The sequence below is a fragment of the Catellatospora sp. IY07-71 genome, assembly GCF_018326265.1.
Taxonomy (GTDB): domain Bacteria; phylum Actinomycetota; class Actinomycetes; order Mycobacteriales; family Micromonosporaceae; genus Catellatospora.
The window spans coordinates 3,348,650-3,363,349 of the sequence record NZ_AP023360.1 but is presented as its reverse complement, the minus strand read 5'-3'; the positions used below and the strand labels follow the sequence as shown (position 1 = coordinate 3,363,349).

Below are 14,700 nucleotides of genomic sequence, written 5' to 3'. Positions count from 1 at the left end.
CGTCAAGAAGGTGCCCTTCCTTCGCAGGCGGATCAGCCGACGTGGACGGCGCCCTCGGTGGGCAGGTCCGACTTGCGGACCTTGATCAGGAACGTGATGATCAGCGCGGAGACGACCAGCAGGCCGCCGCCCCAGGCGAACGCGACGGTGTACCCGTGCACGGCCGCCTCGCCCATGACCACGCGCGGGTCGGCGGTCGGGCTCATGTGCGACTCGGCGTACGCCGTGGTCGCGTTGAGCGCGAACGTGCTCAGCAGGGCCGCGCCGAGCGAGCCGCCGACCTGCTGGGTGGCGTTCAGCGTGGCGCTCGCCGCGCCCGCGTCGTGCTGCGGCACGCCGACCAGGGCCAGGCTGGACAGCGGCACGAAGGTGAAGCCGAGGCCGAGGCCGAGCACGATCGCGCCGGGCAGCACGTGCGTGGTGTACGCGGTGTCCACGCCGATCCGGGTGAGGAACAGCATCGCGCCCGCGGCGAGCACCGCACCGGCCACCATCAGCGGCTTGGCGCCGAGCTTGGGCAGCAGCTGGCTGGCCACACCGGCGGAGATGAACACGCCCGCCGACACCGGCAGCGAGGCCAGACCGGCCTCGACCGGCGTGTAGCCGAGGGTGCCCTGGAAGTAGAAGGTCAGGAAGAAGAACGCGCCCATCAGGCCCGCCCCGGTCAGCGTGCTGGACAGGTACGCCCCGCCGCGGTTGCGGTCGAGCAGGATGCGCAGCGGCAGCAGCGGGTTCTTCGAGAACTTCTGGATGACCAGGAACACGATCAGCAGGGCCGCGCCCGCGCCCAGGAAGCCCAGGGTCTGCCCGGACTCCCAGCCGTACTCCGGCTCGGCGGCCTTGGTCAGGCCGTACACCAGGGAGATGAGGCCGAGGGTGACGGCGATGGCGCCCGGAATGTCGTAGCGGGTGTCGCCGTGGGCCTTGCTCTCCGGCACGACCGGCACCGCCGCGAAGATCGCGATCGCCGCGATCGGGATGTTGACCAGCAGGCACCAGCGCCAGTCGGCGTACTCGGTGAGCACGCCGCCCAGCAGCAGGCCCAGCGCCGCGCCGCCGCCGGCGATGGCGCCGTACACGGCGAACGCCTTGGCGCGCTCCTTGGCGTCGGTGAACAGCACCGTCAGCAGCGCCAGCCCCGCCGGGGCGAGCAGCGCGCCGAACGCGCCCTGCAGGCCGCGGGCCGCGAACAGGCTCGTGCCGTCCCAGGCCAGACCACCCAGGGCGGAGGCGAGCGCGAAGCCGACCGCGCCCGCGATGAAGGTCCGCTTGCGGCCCCAGTAGTCGGCGATGCGGCCGCCGAGCAGCAGCAGACCGCCGAAGGTCAGGGTGTACGCGGTGAGCACCCACTGCCGCTGCGAGTCGCTGATCTCCAGCGCGTGCTGCATCTCGGGCAGCGCGATGTTCACGATGGTCGCGTCGAGCACGACCATGAGCTGCGCGATCGCGATGATGGTCAGCGCCAGCCAGCGCCGGGGGTGCAGAGCCGGTGCGGCGGGCTCCGGCGTCTGGGTACGGGAGACCGTGGCGGTCATCGTGGTGCCTTTCGACGGGGGTGTCTCGGTCGGGTCGTCGCCGACCCGGGGCCAGGTGCTCCTCGTCGAGCGGGGGCTGGCCGGGGCACCCGTCGGCGCCCGCCGTGCCAGGCGGTGCGTCCGGGTGTGGGAGATGCGGAACGATACCGTTCCGAATTGACCATACGCAGGTAGGACGGCTGCGCGCGCTCCCCTGAGAGCGGGATCACCCGATAGATCAACGCCGTTTCTCATTGGTGTGGACGGACCCATCCGAGCGCGCGGCGGCGCCGAATGAGGTGTGGTACCCAAGTGACGGGTGGAACACCTCGGCCCCGGAAGGGCGTGACAGTGAACGGTGACGAGCAGCCGTACCAACGGCCCGACCATCTGACGGCGGTGCCCGGCGCACCCGCGCCCGCCGACGCCGAGTCGCTGCTGCGGGCGGTGGCCCGCGGCGACGAGGCCGCGTTCACCAGGCTCTACGACCTGGTCGCGCCGCGCGTGTACGGCCTGGCCCGGCGCGTGCTGCGTGACCCGGCGCAGGCCGAGGAGGTCGCCCAGGAGGCGCTGCTGGAGGTGTGGCGCACCGCCAGCCGCTTCGACTCCGCGCGCGGCTCGGCGACCGCCTGGATCTTCACCATCACGCACCGGCGGGCCGTCGACCGGGTGCGTTCGGAGCAGGCGGCGCTGGACCGGGTGCAGCGGCTGGCGCCGGAGGCATCGCAGACCCCGGCCGACGAGGTGGTCGAGCAGGCCACCGCGCACCTGCAGCGGCAGGCGGTGCGCCGCTGCCTCAGGACGCTGACCGAGCTGCAACGGGAGGCGATCACCCTGGCGTACTACGGCGGCTACACCTACCAGCAGGTGGCGCAGCTGCTCGGGGCCGGGCTGCCGACGGTCAAGACCCGCATGCGCGACGGCCTGATCCGGCTGCGCGACTGCCTCGGCGTGGAGGTGGCGGCATGAGTCAGCCTGAGGAGATCCATTCGCTGGCGGGGGCGTATGTGCTGCACGCCCTGGAGGAGGCCGAGCGGGAGACGTTCGTGCAGCACCTGCGCGGGTGCGCGGCGTGCGCGGCCGAGGTGGCGGAGCTGAACGAGACCGCGGCCCGGCTGGCCGAGGACACCTGGTCGGTGCCGCCGCCGGCGATGCGCGAGCAGGTGCTGGCGGCGGCGCGGCGGACCCGCCAGCTGCCGCCGCCCCGGCCGGTGCGCGAGCCGCGCCGGGCGCCGGTGCGCTGGTGGCGGCATCCCGCGGCGCTGACAGCGGCGGCGTGCCTGCTGGTCGCGGCGCTGGTGGGCGGCGTCTACGCGGTGCAGGAGCAGCGGCTGCGCGAGGAGCGGGCCGCGACGCTGGCGGCGCGGCAGGAGCTGGCGCGCACCCAGGCGGTGCTGACCGCGCCGGACGCGACGGTGCGCACGGCGGACGTGGCCGGTGGCGGCAGGGTCACCGTGGTGGCCGCGCCGAGCCGGGACGCGGCCGTGGTGCTGCTGGCCACCCACTCGCCGGGCGCGCAGAAGGCGTACCAGCTGTGGCTGATGGACGGCGGCACGCCGCGCTCGGCCGGCGTGCTGGCGGCCGGTCAGGGCAGCGCCACGCACCTGGTCGACGGTGTGGGCGCGGCCGACGCCCTAGGCGTGACGATAGAGCCGGAGGGCGGTTCGGCCAGTCCGACACTGCCCATCATCGCTCAGATCCCTATGAAATAGAAAAATCAGACAAAATTTGAGCTAATCGCACCAAACCATGACGGGTTCAGTGTCGAATCACCGGTGGAGGTTTTCACCGGTAAGAAAGGACCCACCGTCATGTACGGGAAGAGGAAGCTCACGACGGTCTTCGCCGTCGCCGCGTTCTCGCTCTCGCTGGCCCTCGCGGCCTGCGGGAGCGAGACCATGACCACCCCGGCCGCGCAGCCGACGGGCGTGCCCACCTCGGTGCCCACCACGGTGCCCACCACGATGCCGACCGGGACGGCCTCGCCGGCCGACGGCCTGATCGGCGCGGGCTGCGGCACGCTGCCGCAGGACCCGGCCAATCCGGGCAGCCCGGAGATGATGGCCCAGCAGCCGATCGCCACGGCGGCGGCGAGCAACCCGCAACTGGCCACGCTGACCGCGGCGATCCAGCAGGCGGGCCTGGCCGACCAGCTCAACAGCGCCGAGGCGGTCACCGTCTTCGCGCCGGTCAACGAGGCCTTCGCGAAGATCCCGAAGGAGCAGCTGGACCAGGTGCTGGCGAACCCGGAGCAGCTCAAGAAGATCCTGACCTACCACGTGGTGGGCCAGAAGATCGATCCCGCCAAGCTGGCCGCCACGTTCCAGACCCTGGAGGGCCAGGACATCACCGTCACCGGCAGCGGCCAGGCCTTCAAGGTCAACGACACCGCGACCATCGTCTGCGGCAACATCCCGACCAAGAACGGCACCGTCTACCTCATCGACGGCGTCCTCATGCCCCCGTCCTGACAGACGAAGGAAGGGCACCTTCTTATCGTTATACGTAGAAGAAGGTGCCCTTCCTAACCCCTCGCCGGGCGGGCCGCCTCATTCACGGCGTGCGCGCCCGTCATCAGCCCCGGCCCGTGCCACCGGATGGAAACATGACTGTCGTGACCGGAGAACACGATCTGGCGCTGCTGCTGCGCGGGCTGCAGCCGCAGCGGCACCCGTACGAGTACGTCTTCACCACCGTCACCGGCGCGATCCCCCCGGGCGTGCACCCCGTGGTGACGGTCGCCGAACCCGAGGGCACCACGCTGGTCGTGATGCGCGCCGAGGCGGACGCGGCCGGGCTGCCGTACGACTTCGTGGCCGCCTGGATCACCCTGCGCGTGCACTCGGCGCTGGACGCGGTCGGGCTGACCGCCGCCGTCTCCGGCGCGCTCGCCGACATCGGCATGAGCTGCAACGTGGTGGCGGGCTACTTCCACGACCACCTGTTCGTACGCTGCGCCGACGCCGACCGCGCGATGACCGTGCTGGCCGCCCTGTCCACCGGGAGCCAACCGGTCCGCGCCTGACCGGACGGCGCCTCACCCGAACGCCCGCGCCCAGTCCCCCGCGTCCGCCTCACTGTGCCAGCGGGTGAACCCGCACGGCCACGCGATCGGATCGGCGAGCTCCGCACCGCCCCAGCGCTCCTCGCCGGAGACCAGCAGCCGGGAGCCGACGCCGAACGTCGGGTTGTCCACACTGGGCGAGCTCCGGTACAGCATCGCCACGGTCACCCGCTCCCCCGTCCCGCCCCGATACCACCGGTTCACCCGGAAGGTGACCGGCGCGTACAGGTCGAACGGGTCCTTGCGGACCGGCCCGTTCCCGATGCCCACCACCTCGCCGTCGAACGCGAAACGCCGCCGCGCCAGGTTCGGCAGGTTGTACTCCTCGACGCAGCTCATCAGGCCCCCACCGCCGAACACGTCGCCCCGCGGCGCCGTCCCGGACGGCTCGGGCGTGGGCGACAAGCCCGGACCCGCCGACGAGGACGGCACCCCCGGCTGCGCCCCGGACGGATCCGCCGGGCGGCCCAGCAGGCCAGGCAGCACCAGGCCGGCGGCCGCGAGCGCGACGACGGCCGCCCCGGCGGCGACCAGCACCGGCCGCCGCCCGCGGCGCACCGGCGGAGCCACGGCCGCGGACGCGTCCACCGCCGTGATCCGCTCCAGCAGGGCGTCCCGCGCGGCACGGTCGCCGAGCACCGCCAGGCGCTCCGCGTCGAGCCGGCAGGCGTCCTCGACATACCCGTCCAGCCGGTCGTCCTTCGCGCTCATCGTCACCGTCTCCTCCCACCGCCAGAGCTGCGCCGCAGCCCGTCCGCACTCGCTCGGGCCGTCACCCGGTCACCCCAGCCGACGCCAGCTCGCGGGCGAACCGCGCCCGCGCCCGGTGCAGGCGCACCCGCACCGCCACCCCGCTGCAGCCCAGCACCTGCGCGGCCTCGACCGCCGTCAGGCCCTCGACCGCCACCAGCGTCAAGATCTCCCGATCGTCGGGCCGCAGCCGCCCGAACGCCGCCCGCACCCCATCGGGCACGGCCGCATCGTCGTGCGGCCGCACCACCTCGGCCCGGGCCGCATCCGACTGCAACCGCTCGCCGAGCCGCTCCCGGCGCCGCCGTGCCCGCTGCTGGTTGGCCAGCACGAGCCGGGCGACGCCGTACAGCCACAGCCTCGCGTCAGACCCCTCCGGGACGTCGTCGAGCCGCCGCCACGCGGTCAGGAACGTCTCGGCCACCACGTCGGCCGCGTCGTCGGGCGTCGGCGCGCGCCGCAGCGCGTAGGCCAGGATCAGCTGGTAGTTCGCCGTGTAGGCGTCCTCGAAAAGGGCACGGCGCCGCGCCGCGCCCACCCGGGTCGTCTCTCCAGCCGCCGCCATGTCCCGTCCCGCCATCGTCACCGGTCTCCGCCGAGCACATGTCCGCCGACCCCGCCCGCGTTACACCCCGGCCCGGCGCTACTCCACGGGGAGTACCCGTACGGTCTCCCGCCGTACGACGACACCACCACCCCACCCGACCTAGCGTGGTGACCATGACCTGGGACCACCCGCACCGACGGCACGGCAGGAAGCGGCTCATCCCGCTGCTCATCGCCGCGATCCAGATGATCGGCGTGACCTTCGCCAGCCACTTCCCCGCGAACCAGGCGCCCGCCACGCCGCGCCCGCTGGACCTGCTCGCGTACGCGCTGCTGGCCGGGTCCGCGCTGGCGATGTGGCTGGTCCACGTACGCGTCGAGCTGGCGCTGGCCGCGGTCACCGCGCTCACCGCGACCTACCTCGCGCTCGGCTACCCGTGGGGCCCGTTCTTCCTCGCGTTCCTGTTCATGCTGATCCTGGCCGTGGTGCTGGGCCGGCAGCTGTCCGCCGCGCTCACCGCCGCCGCCGGGTACGCCCTGTTCGTCTGGCTCACCGCGCGGCGCGGCATCGACCCCCTGTCCTGGCACAGCCTCGTGGCCGCCGTGGTGATCATCGGAGTGCTGCTGTTCGCCCAGGTCGTACGCGCCAACCGGGACCGGATCGTGGAGCAGCGCCGCCGCCGGGCCGGCGACGAGCGGCTGCGCATGGCCCGCGAGGTGCACGACGTCGTCGCCCACCACATCTCCCTGATCAACGTGCAGGCCGGGGTGGCGCTGCACCTGCTCGACGACGACCCGGAGCAGGCCCGCACCGCGCTCGCCGCGATCAAACAGGCCAGCCGGGACACCCTGCGCGAGCTGCGGCAGACCCTCGGCGTGCTGCGCGGCGTCGACGAGCAGGCCCCGCGCAGCCCCGCCCCCAGCCTGGACCGGCTCGACGAGCTGGTCGAACGCTTCGCCGCCGCCGGGCTGCGCGTCGAGATCCGCGTCACCGGGCGGCCCCGGCCGCTGCCGACCGCCGTCGACCTGGCCGCGTACCGCATCGTGCAGGAGTCGCTGACCAACGTGCACCGGCACGCCGGAGTGGACGGCGCCGAGGTCACCGTCGGCTACGACACCGACGAGATCGTCCTGGACATCACCGACCGGGGCCGCGGCGGCGACGCCGCCGAGGGCAACGGCCTGTCCGGCATCCGCGAACGCGCCGCCTCCCTCGGCGGCACGGTCGCCATCGGCCCGCGGCCCGAGGGCGGGTTCACCGTCTGCGCCGTCCTGCCCACCGGAGGCGACTCGTGATCAAGGTGCTGCTCGTGGACGACCAGGCCCTGGTCCGCGCCGGGTTCCGGGCCCTGCTGTCCGCGCAGGACGACATCACCGTGGTGGGCGAGGCCCCCGACGGCGAAGAGGGCGTACGCCAGACCGCCGCCCTGCGCCCCGACGTGGTCCTCATGGACATCCGCATGCCGCGCCTGGACGGCATCGAGGCCACCCGCCGCATCGCCGCCGACCCGGCGCTGGCCGACGTCAAGGTAGTCATCCTGACCACCTTCGACCTCGACGAGTACGTCTTCGACGCGCTGCGCGACGGAGCCAGCGGCTTCCTGGTCAAGGACACCGAACCCGCCGACCTGATCCAGGCCGTGCGGGTGGTCGCCCGCGGCGACGCGCTGCTGTCCCCCGGCGTCACCCGGCGGCTCATCGCCGAGTACGCCCAGCGCTCGCGGCGTCCCCGGGACAACGCCCGCGCCGCGGCGCTGGACGCGCTCACCGACCGCGAGCGCGAGGTGATGGCCCTGGTCGCCGCCGGGCTGTCCAACGACGAGATCGGCGAGCGGCTGTTCGTCAGCCCCGCCACCGCCAAGACCCACGTCAGCCGCGCGATGGTGAAGCTCGGCGTGCGCGACCGGGCCCACCTGGTCGTCGAGGCGTACGAGTCGGGCCTGGTCCGGCCCGGCTGGACAGGAGATTGACCATGCCCGCCACCGCCACCGCCACCGCCACCCGTCCCGCCCGGACGGGCCGCCCGCAGGCGCCCCGGCTGCCCCGCAACGCGCGCCGGTTCCTGCTCACCGCGCACGTCGTCACGTCCGTCGGCTGGCTCGGCGTCGCGTACGCGCTGCTGGTCATGGCGCTGTCCGCGCAGGCCGCCGACGACGCGGGCACCCGTGCGGCGACATATTCCCTGATGCTGTCCTTCGACACCGCCGCGATGCTGCCGCTGGGCCTGGCCGCGCTGGTCACCGGCGTGATCCTGGGCCTGGGCACGCACTGGGGCGTGCTGCGCCACTGGTGGGTCGCGGTCAAGCTGGTCCTGAACGTGGCCGTCCTCGTCGTGCCGATGCTGACCCGCCACCCGGCCCTGGTCGACGCCGTCGACACCGCCCGCGCGGGCCTGCTCACCGCCCCCGACGGCCGCGTCCTCGACGGCTCGATCGCGTCCGTGATCGTCCTGACCGCCGCCACCGTCCTGTCCGTCTACAAGCCCTGGGGCAAGACCCGCGCCCGTTGCAATTGAGTGAGCTCTGGTGAGCACTCGTGTGGCAGTCGGCCGTTGCCAGCCGACGGTCCCCGACTTACCCACCAGGGAGGTGCGGGGTGGTCGTTTCACAGCCACCTGCCACCACGGGGGTGGTCTTACGGTCGGCTCCACAACCGTTTAGCGTCTCCCAGCCACTCCGGGCGACGTACTGCTGCAGGTTGATCGCGGCATTCAGATCACGGTCCAAGCTGAGGCCGCAATGCTGGCAGGTGTAGGTCCGTTTCCGCAGCGGCAGCTTGGGTTTCGCCACGCCGCAGGACGAACAGGTCTTCGAGGAAGCGAACCACCGGTCGGCGACCACGACCCGCCCGCCGTTCCATGCGATCTTGTACTCAAGTTGACGGCGCAGGGTGGCCCACCCGGCGTCGGCGATGTGCCGGGCCAGGCGCCGGTTGCGGATCATCCCAGCGACGTTGAGGTCCTCGACCACGATCGTGCCGTAGGTCGCGGCCAGGCTGGTGGTGAGTTTGTGCAGGCCGTCGGCGCGCAGGTTCGCCACGCGGGCGTGTGCGCGGGCCAGGCGCGTATTGGCCTGCTGCCAGCGCCGGGAGGGCTGCTGTCCTGTGCGCCGGTCGGGACCCTGCCGCCGGGACAGGGTCCGGGCAGCTGTGCGCAGCCGCGCTTGTGCGCGGGTCAGGTGGCGGGGGTTGGGCACGACCTGCCCGGTCGACAGCACCGCGAGGTTCGCGATCCCGAGATCGACGCCTACGGTGGCCTGCGGGCGGGCCGCGGTGCGCGCAGTGCGGGTGATCTGCACGGTGAACGATACGTGCCAGCGCCCGCCGGTGTGGCGGACGGTGGCCGACATGATCCGGGCCGTGCCCGCGTGCAGACGCCGGGCGAGCTTGCGGGTCGACTCGTGGGTGCGGATGCGGCCCAGCCGGGGCAGGGTCACATGGTGACGGGTGTCCTCCACGCGGATCGTGCCGGTGGTGAACCGCACCGACGGCGTCACCCGCCGCCGCGACCGAAACCGCGGAAACCCCACCCTCGGCCCGGCACGGCGGCCCGATCGCGACGCCGACCAGTTGCCCAGCGCCCGCGCCAAACCATCCAGTCCGGTGTTGAACGCCTCTTTCGAGCACTGCCCCCACCACGGCGCCACCTCAGGCTTGGCCGTGTTCCACGCGCGGCGCAACGCGGGCAGGGTCCAGCCCAGCGCGGGCGTCAGCTGCTCACTGTCCAGGCCGTAGGTGCGTTCAGCGGCGCGCTGGCCAAGGTTGGCACGCACCGCGGCCAGGGCCCAGTTGAACGCGAACCGGCCCGCACCGGCATGCCGGTGCAGGTCACGGTCCTGGGCCGGGGACGGGTCCAGGGCGAAACGATACGCCTGCACCACCACACCACCAGCCACATCGGACACACGTGCAGACTAGACACCGGCTACGACAATCCCAGCAATTACCCGCAGCCGGCAGCGAGCCGGCACACCAATGCATACTCAAGCGCGCCGAAGCTCACTCCACCAACAGTTGGATACCCCTTCTGGACCTCCGACTGGCTAGGCACCTGGGCATATCTTGGACCGTCTTTCGCCCATTTGCCTGGCAGGTCGGGTGATCTTCGGGCCGGACGCCCCGGGCGGTGACGTCGGCGCCGTGGGTGAGGTGTACGGGTCGGCGGGCCAGGTAAGCGGCTCGCCTGGCGGCGCGCGGATGCCGTAGCCTGCGCCGGTGCCCCTCCGGATGATCGTGGCCGCTGCGCTGGCCGGGCTGGGCCTGCTACTGCCCCAGCCCTGGGCCCAGGTGCCGCTGACGCTCGCCATCGGCCTGGTCGTCGGCGCGGTGCTCACCCTGCTGCTCCCGAACCTGCGACCCCGCACCGCGCACCGGTTCGGCCCGCCGATCGCGTTCAAGCCCGGCGTGCACCGGGTCGTGCTCAGCGCCCCCGAACGCGACGTCGAGGTCCTCGCCGAGATCCGCGCCTCGCTGGACATCCCACTCGGCCAGGCGTTCGAGCGGATCCGGCACCAGCCCGCCACGGTGATACGCGACGTCGCCCAGCCCGACGCCGACGAACTCGCCCGCCGCCTGCGCGCCGTCGGCGCGACCGTCACGGTCTCCCCACACTGACCCGCCCGGCTCCGGCTCCGGGCTCCCGGCTCCCGGGTGAAGATCGCTGGTTCGTGTCCAAAGGTGCGGTAGAACCGCAGATCTTGACACGAACCAGCGATCTTGGCTAGCCGACCGCGGGACCGGCGCGACGCTGACCCCGGACAGCCCACGGACGGTTAATGCGGACACGCGAACGGTTAACCCGCATGCAACAGCCGGTCGTTAGCATCGGCGACCATCGACGCGGCGGACGACGGCGTCATCACGGGTCGCATCGGAGCAGATCGGGAGCCCGCTATGGCACAGCACCTCCTGGTGGTCGACTTCGGCACGCACCAGACCACGGCGGCGCTCGTCGCCGGGACCCAGGTCCACCCCGTCCCCTGCCCGGTGACCGGGGCCCTCAGCCGCCCCTCGGCGGTCTGCCTCGACGGGGAGAGCCTGCTCGTCGGCACCGCCGCCGTACGCCGCCGGGAGACCCTGCCCCGCTGGTTCGCCACCGGAGTCCGGCAGGCGCTCGACACCGGCGAGCCCGTGCGCCTCGGCGACCGGCAGCACTCCGCCGAGGAGGTGCTGGCGGCGTACCTGCACGTGCTGCGGCTGGAGACAGAGCACCGCTTCGGCGTGCCCGTCGAGCGGCTCGCGCTGACCGTGCCCGCGTACTACGAGCCGCAGGACCGCCGACGCGAGGCGCTGCTCGCGGTCGCGACCGAGGCCGGGTTCCCCGACGCCGAGCTGGTCGGCGACGCGGCCGCGGCGGTGCTGGACCCGTACACCCACGGCGACCAGCCGGACGGCGCGCTGGTGCTGGTCTGCGACCTGGGCGCGGCCTGGACGGTGTCCCTGGCCCGGGTGCACGGCGAGCGCGTCGAGGTCCTCGCCCACGAGACCTCCGGCAGCGGTCAGGACTTCGACCTGCTGCTCGTCAACGACCTGCGGGCCGCGCTGCACGGCTGGCTGACCCCGGCGCTGCAGGCGGGCGGCGACACGGGACTGCTCGCCCGCTACGCCGCGGGTGACTTCGTGCGCTCGGTCAAGCACCGGCTGTCGGAGTCCACCGAGGTCGTCGACCGGATCACCCCGACCGCCCCGCCATATCGGCTCGACCGGGCCGGCCTGGACCGGCTCGCCGAACCGGCGCTGCGCTGGCTGGCCGCGAGCTGCCGGGCCGTGGTGGCCCGCGCCGGATTCAGCCTCCCGGACGTGACCGGGGTGCTGCTGGTCGGCGGCGCGTCCCGGCTCCCGGCGGCCCGCGCCGTGCTGCGTGCCGAGCTGGGCCGGCCGGTGCGGCACCCGACCGAGCCGGAGCACGCCGTGATCCGCGGCGCCGCCCGCTGGGCCGGCCGGCGCACCGCGCGCCAGGTGCCCGCCAACACCGCGACGTGGCGCATGGAGCCGCTGAGCTGGGATCTGCCCGACGGCCGGGCCCGGCTGGTGCGCTGGCTGGTGGAGCCGGGCGGCCAGTACACCGCCGGGGCGACGCTGGCGCAGGTGCGCACCGCCGACGACCGCGTCTACGACCTGACGGCGCAGCGCGACGGCATCCTCATGGAGCGGCGCGCCGAGCCCGGCGCGTACCTGACCTCGGACACCATCGCGGCGATGAGCCGGTCGGCGAAGCTGCTCGGCGGCGACCGGGCCGCCCGCCGCCACCGCATGCAGGTCGCCGGGGACTGGCTGCTCACCCCCGACCACGAGCTGCTCGTGGAGTGCGAGCGCACCGGCGCGTACGTGCGCACGCGCGCCATCGACAACGGAGCGGTGGTCAACGAGATCCGCCCCAGGCGGCGGGACGAGGATTGCCAGGGGCAGGTGTTCGTCGCCCCCGGCGGCCGGCTCGCCCTGGTCTCCTGGACGCCGGACGGTCATTTCTCCGTGTGGGACGTCGCCAGCGGCGAGCTGACCAGCAGTTTCAAGGCGGCAGCGAACAACCGGCCGGTCAAGGTGCTGGTGCACGAGGGCCAGTGGCGGCTCATCGCCGAGGCCGACCGCAAGGTCCACGTCGGGCGGTACGTGCGCGACGTGGCGACGCTGTGGGATCTGAGCAGCGGCACCGTGGTCGAGGAGATGGTCGGCGAGGACCTGTTCCGCCGCTACGCCGGGTTCACCGACCGCAGCCCGCACGATGGGTTCGCGCCGCAGTGCGACAGCCCCGACGGGCGGCTGCGGGCCGGGGTGGCGGGCAGCGCGGTGTGGCTGCACGAGGCCGGCACCGACGAGGAGGTGTTCCGCACCGACATCGGCGAGGCCAGCTCGGTCCGCACCGCCTTCAGCGCCGACGGCCACCACCTGCTGGCCCGCTGGCAGACCCCCGACACCACCTGCGTCGACATCTGGCAGGTCTGACCCGCCCGGCCTCGCATGATCGCCCGATTTGCCTGGCACCTGGGCGTATCTTGAGCGCGCTTTCGCCCACGTGCCAGGCAACTCGGTGGATCTTGGGGGGGTGGCCGCCGGGTCAGCAGGAGGTGACGGGGCGGACGTTGGCTACGGCGGCGAGGCGGATGGGGAGGGTCTGGCCGTCGGCGGTGGTGAGCCACAGGGTGCCCTCGGGCGCGCCCTCGGTGACCACGCCGCAGGCGGTGACCCCGTTGCCGTCGCTGACCTCGACGGACGCCGCGCTCTCGGTGGGCCACCACGCGGACAGCCCGGCCAGCGCCATCAGCGCCACCGAGACGATGGTGGTACGGATGCCGGCGCGCAGCTGCCCGCTCATCGCCGCCGTGTCGGGGGCGGCGCTCGGGTCCTCGACCGGCCACGCGACCTTGCCGACCTGCATGATCGACCACAGGGCCATGACGAACGCGCCGACGGTGCTGGCCGTGGCCGTCCACTGCAGCCAGTCCGGGCCCGGCGCCTCGGCGCCCATCTTCAGTACGCCGCAGAAGCCGATGAAGCCGAGCACGCCGAGCTGGATGCCGTGCCAGCCGCGCGCGGACTCGGACAGCCTGGTCGCCGGGTCCGCGCCGTCGGCAGTGGACGGTGCGGCGGGGAGGGTGGCGTCGGGAAACATGCCGACAGTCATACCGCAAACCAGGCCGCGGCGGAATGTCGGACTCCTGTCGCCCGCGCGTCTCAGATGCGGTCGAGGTGCGGCATCGCGATCTTCCGCATCGTCAGCTGGACACCGGCGACCACGGGGATCGCGATCAGCGCGCCGAGCGCGCCCAGCAGCACCGCGCCGATCAGCGCCGACAGGATCACCGCCAGGTCGGACACGTCGACCGAGCGCCGCAGCACCCGCGGCGCGATGACCCAGTTCTCCAGCTGCTGGTAGAGGATGAAGAAGACGACGCAGGCGATGCCGGCCGTGGACGAGTGCGCGAACCCGGCGATCACCACGACGATCGCGCCGAGCGTCGCGCCGATCTGCGGGATCAGGTCGCACACGGCCACGACCATGGCCAGCGCGAAGGCGTACGACACCCCGAGGATCAGCAGGAACACGAACGTGCTGACCCCGGCGACCAGGGCGATGGCCAGCGAACCGAGCAGGTACGCCCCGATCTTCTCGAAGATCTCGTCGCCGATCTCGCGCGCGGTGTCCCGCCGCGAGGCCGGGAACAGCTTGTAGAAGCCCTCCTTGAGCCGCGTCCAGGCGGCCAGGAAGTAGATCGTCAGCACGAACACGGTGAGCACGTTGAAGATGACGCCGAAGACGGCCTGCACGCCGCCCAGCGCGCCGCCGAGCGCCTTGGTGATGTTCTCGTTCGTGGCGGCCGACTTGAGCCGCTCGATCACGTCGTAGCGCTGGGAGAACTCGGCGACCTGCGGGTTGCGGTTGAGCTCGTCGAGGTAGCCGGGGAGGTTGGCGATCAGGTCGGCGGTCTGGTTGAACAGCGGCGGGGCGAGCGCGACCAGGCCGCCGCAGGACACCAGCAGGCAGGCGAGCGCGACCAGGGTCACGGCGAGGCCGCGCGGCAGGCCCCGCCGGTGCAGCCAGGCCACGGCCGGGTGCAGTCCGATCGCGAGGAACAGCGCGGCGAGCATGAGCAGCAGCACGGACAGCGTCTCGCGCACCGCCCAGGCCAGCAGGAACGCGCAGACCAGGCCGAGGCCGCCCAGGAACCCGACGGTGAAGACGTGCCGGTTGCGCCGGGCCGTGCGGGCGTCGGGCGAGTTCGGGTCGACCACGGCCAGCCGCTGCGCGGGCACCGGCGCGGCGGTGGCTTCGGCCACCTCCGCCTGCGTGTTCGTCTCCGCCTGAGCCTCAGCCTCCATCGGGCACCTCCG

At 73.0% G+C, this 14,700-nt stretch carries 15 protein-coding genes; 9 read left to right on the top strand and 6 right to left on the bottom strand.

Annotation, left to right across the window (positions count from 1 at the left end; translation table 11 throughout):
- Positions 1-32 precede the first annotated feature (32 nt).
- A complete protein-coding gene (locus CS0771_RS15400; protein ID WP_212841616.1) occupies positions 33-1,535 on the bottom strand; it encodes an MFS transporter in 1,503 nt (500 codons plus the stop codon).
- Positions 1,536-1,865: 330 nt separating this feature from the next.
- Here CS0771_RS15400 and sigK point away from each other — a divergent pair, with 330 nt between their 5' ends.
- The 4 genes from sigK to CS0771_RS15380 all read left to right on the top strand — a co-directional run bounded on the left by sigK (position 1,866) and on the right by CS0771_RS15380 (position 4,539).
- Positions 1,866-2,483, top strand: coding sequence for an ECF RNA polymerase sigma factor SigK (gene sigK, locus CS0771_RS15395; RefSeq protein WP_244870807.1), 618 nt, complete (start codon positions 1,866-1,868; stop codon positions 2,481-2,483).
- Positions 2,480-3,226 carry an anti-sigma factor domain-containing protein gene (locus CS0771_RS15390; protein ID WP_212841614.1) on the top strand — a complete coding sequence of 249 codons (747 nt, stop codon included), beginning with the start codon at positions 2,480-2,482 and terminating at the stop codon, positions 3,224-3,226. Before sigK ends, CS0771_RS15390 begins: the two co-directional genes overlap by 4 nt.
- Positions 3,227-3,325: 99 nt before the next feature.
- The gene (locus tag CS0771_RS15385) at positions 3,326-3,985 is read left to right on the top strand and encodes a fasciclin domain-containing protein (RefSeq protein WP_244870806.1); all 660 of its coding nucleotides are present in this window, start codon (positions 3,326-3,328) and stop codon (positions 3,983-3,985) included.
- 143 nt (positions 3,986-4,128) lie between these two features.
- Entirely contained in the window at positions 4,129-4,539 is a 411-nt protein-coding gene (locus tag CS0771_RS15380) for an ACT domain-containing protein (protein ID WP_212841613.1), read from the top strand.
- A gap of 12 nt (positions 4,540-4,551) precedes the next feature.
- On the opposite strand, the gene CS0771_RS15375 is transcribed toward CS0771_RS15380, so the two are convergent.
- Both CS0771_RS15375 and CS0771_RS15370 read right to left on the bottom strand, forming a co-directional pair.
- Complete coding sequence (locus CS0771_RS15375) at positions 4,552-5,289, bottom strand: hypothetical protein (protein ID WP_212841612.1); 738 nt, start codon at positions 5,287-5,289, stop codon at positions 4,552-4,554.
- A 61-nt stretch (positions 5,290-5,350) separates the two neighbouring features.
- Entirely contained in the window at positions 5,351-5,893 is a 543-nt protein-coding gene (locus CS0771_RS15370) for an RNA polymerase sigma factor (protein WP_212841611.1), read from the bottom strand.
- Between the two features lie 155 nt (positions 5,894-6,048).
- Here CS0771_RS15370 and CS0771_RS15365 point away from each other — a divergent pair, with 155 nt between their 5' ends.
- The 3 genes from CS0771_RS15365 to CS0771_RS15355 are packed head-to-tail and all read left to right on the top strand — an operon-like array spanning position 6,049 to position 8,389.
- Positions 6,049-7,170 (top strand): sensor histidine kinase, encoded by a 1,122-nt coding sequence (locus CS0771_RS15365; protein WP_212841610.1) that lies wholly within the window; start codon positions 6,049-6,051, stop codon positions 7,168-7,170.
- On the top strand, positions 7,167-7,844 hold the full coding sequence (locus CS0771_RS15360; RefSeq protein ID WP_212841609.1) for a response regulator transcription factor: 678 nt from the start codon (positions 7,167-7,169) through the stop codon (positions 7,842-7,844). Before CS0771_RS15365 ends, CS0771_RS15360 begins: the two co-directional genes overlap by 4 nt.
- Before the next feature lie 2 nt (positions 7,845-7,846).
- Positions 7,847-8,389, top strand: a complete 543-nt coding sequence (locus CS0771_RS15355; RefSeq protein WP_212841608.1) for a hypothetical protein — start codon at positions 7,847-7,849, stop codon at positions 8,387-8,389.
- Positions 8,390-8,447: 58 nt separating this feature from the next.
- Here the strand turns inward: CS0771_RS15355 and tnpB are convergent, their stop codons facing one another.
- Complete coding sequence (tnpB, locus tag CS0771_RS15350) at positions 8,448-9,776, bottom strand: IS607 family element RNA-guided endonuclease TnpB (RefSeq protein WP_212841607.1); 1,329 nt, start codon at positions 9,774-9,776, stop codon at positions 8,448-8,450.
- Between the two features lie 310 nt (positions 9,777-10,086).
- Between tnpB and CS0771_RS15345 the strand changes: the two genes are divergently transcribed.
- Positions 10,087-10,485, top strand: a complete 399-nt coding sequence (locus tag CS0771_RS15345; protein ID WP_212841606.1) for a ribosomal protein L7/L12 — start codon at positions 10,087-10,089, stop codon at positions 10,483-10,485.
- 279 nt (positions 10,486-10,764) lie between these two features.
- Positions 10,765-12,813 carry an Hsp70 family protein gene (locus CS0771_RS15340; protein WP_212841605.1) on the top strand — a complete coding sequence of 683 codons (2,049 nt, stop codon included), beginning with the start codon at positions 10,765-10,767 and terminating at the stop codon, positions 12,811-12,813.
- A 112-nt stretch (positions 12,814-12,925) separates the two neighbouring features.
- Here CS0771_RS15340 and CS0771_RS15335 read toward each other — a convergent pair whose 3' ends face one another.
- A complete protein-coding gene (locus tag CS0771_RS15335; RefSeq protein WP_212841604.1) occupies positions 12,926-13,480 on the bottom strand; it encodes a hypothetical protein in 555 nt (184 codons plus the stop codon).
- A 62-nt stretch (positions 13,481-13,542) separates the two neighbouring features.
- Positions 13,543-14,688, bottom strand: coding sequence for an AI-2E family transporter (locus CS0771_RS15330; protein ID WP_212841603.1), 1,146 nt, complete (start codon positions 14,686-14,688; stop codon positions 13,543-13,545).
- Positions 14,689-14,700: the final 12 nt, after the last annotated feature.